This is a genomic window from Halorhodospira neutriphila, from assembly GCF_016584055.1.
GTDB classification, from domain to species: domain Bacteria; phylum Pseudomonadota; class Gammaproteobacteria; order Nitrococcales; family Halorhodospiraceae; genus Halorhodospira; species Halorhodospira neutriphila.
Genome location: NZ_NRSH01000226.1, coordinates 1 through 1,676, shown reverse-complemented (window position 1 = coordinate 1,676; position 1,676 = coordinate 1). Strand labels below are relative to the sequence as shown.

2 protein-coding genes and 1 pseudogene are annotated in these 1,676 nt (G+C 77.0%); all 3 read right to left on the bottom strand.

Translation table 11 applies throughout. The annotated features are described in order from the left end of the window. Positions 1-230, bottom strand: a pseudogene (locus CKO13_RS12015) (6-carboxytetrahydropterin synthase); the annotation flags it as partial. Between the two features lie 12 nt (positions 231-242). Continuing rightward, the gene (locus CKO13_RS12010) at positions 243-1,406 is read right to left on the bottom strand and encodes an alkaline phosphatase family protein (RefSeq protein ID WP_200261348.1); all 1,164 of its coding nucleotides are present in this window, start codon (positions 1,404-1,406) and stop codon (positions 243-245) included. Beyond that, the coding region (locus tag CKO13_RS12005) for a glucokinase (RefSeq protein ID WP_200261347.1) at positions 1,403-1,676 on the bottom strand (274 nt) is incomplete at its 5' end. The genes CKO13_RS12010 and CKO13_RS12005, both read right to left, overlap by 4 nt.

Sequence of the window (1,676 nt, the reverse complement as noted above, 5' to 3'; positions counted from 1 at the left end):
TGCAGGGCCGTCGCCAGGGCCGCGTCGTCCGGCGGCTCCACGGCCTCGTTGAGCAGGCTGCCGTCGAGGGGGGCGACGGCGGCCGCGCAGCGCTGCGCCAGGGCCTCGGCGTCGCCCGCCTCGCCGGCGGCGGCGCGGGCCTGCAGCTCGAAGGCGTGTCCCCGCCAGCCCCCGGCGTCGCGGCGGGCGGCCTCGAAGGGGGCGCTGGCCGTGTAGGAAAGGTGCCTCATGGGGTCAGGATATCACGCCGCCGCGGCGATCAGCGGCACCCGCTGCTCGGCGGGCGAGGCGCCGCCGTGGACGCCGACCTGCCGGAACGGCTCCTCGCCCTGGAGCCGATCCTTGAGCACCCAGCCCGCCGCCGGCAGGACGACGCGGTCGCCGATGCGCCGGCGCAGCTGCGGGTGCTCGGGCGCCGGCCCGAACCAGCCCGCCTCGACGAGCCCCTGCGCCGTGTGCAGCTCACAGACCTCGCCGAGGCGCTCGCGGATGTAGGCGTCGAAGGCCGCCTCCGCGCCGGGGCGCAGGTAGCAGTAGGCCGCCCGCGGCTCGCCGCACAGCGGCAGGGCGAGGGTCTCGGCGAGCTCGGGGTGGTCCTCGAGGTACATCGTGCGCCCCGGAGCCGTATCCACCAGGCCGTGGTCGGCGGTGACCACGAGCCGCGCCGCCGTCCCCCGGAGGGCCTCGCGCAGGCGCCGGTAGGCGGCGTCGAGGGCCGCGAAGTGCTCCGCCGCCGGGGCGCTGGCGACGCCGTGCTGGTGGCAGAGGGCATCGAGGTCGGGCCAGTAGGCGTAGACGAAGCGCCGCCGCCCGCCGCCCTCGGTGGCGAGGGCGCGCACACGCTCGACGAGCCCCGCAAGGTCCTCGTAGCCGTGGCGCCGGGCCCGCTCGCCGGCCGTGGCCCGGGTGTACGGGGTGTCGATGAGCCACTGCGGCTGGACGACGTGGGCCTCGGCGGCGAGGCGGTCGAGGAGCGAGTCGCGCTGGAGCAGCGCCTCGGCGCCGGGGACGCCGTCCCCCCACTGCAGCCTGCCCGCCCGCGGCCCGAAGGGCAGCCACGCCGTGACCGCGCCGAGCTCGTGGACGTACATGTTCCAGCCGGTCACGCCGTGGCCGCGCGGCGGCTGCCCCGTCATGAAGGTGGTGATCGCCGCCGAGGTGGTCGCCGGGAAGACCGAGTCGAGGGTGGCGAGCCAGTCCTCGGCCAGGGCGCTGCCCGGCCGCTGCGCCAGGAACTCGGCGCCGAGGCCGTCGATTACCCAGAGGATCACCGTCTCGGCCCCGTCGAGCTCGAGCCCCACCTCCGGGTCGAGCCCCGGGCAGGGGCCCGCCGGGGCGCCGAGGGCGGCGCCCAGGTGGGCCATGAGGTTGGTGATGCCGCGCCCCTCGTAGCTCGGTGGCCTCATGGCTGCTCCTCGCGCAGGTCGTCGAGCCACGCCCGCAGGCCGAGCAGGGCGGCCGTATCGGGGTGGTGGATGAGGTGGACGGGGATGGCGTCGAGGTAGCCGCGGAAGCGCCCCTTGGCGACGAGGCGCTCGTGGAAGGCCGAGGCCGCGACGGCCTCGGCGCCGATGGCCGGGAGGATCCCGCCGGCGAGGAAGAGCCCCCCGCGGGCGCCGAGGGTCAGGGCGAGGTTGCCGGTGGTGGTGCCGAGCAAGCGCAGGAACAGCCCCAGG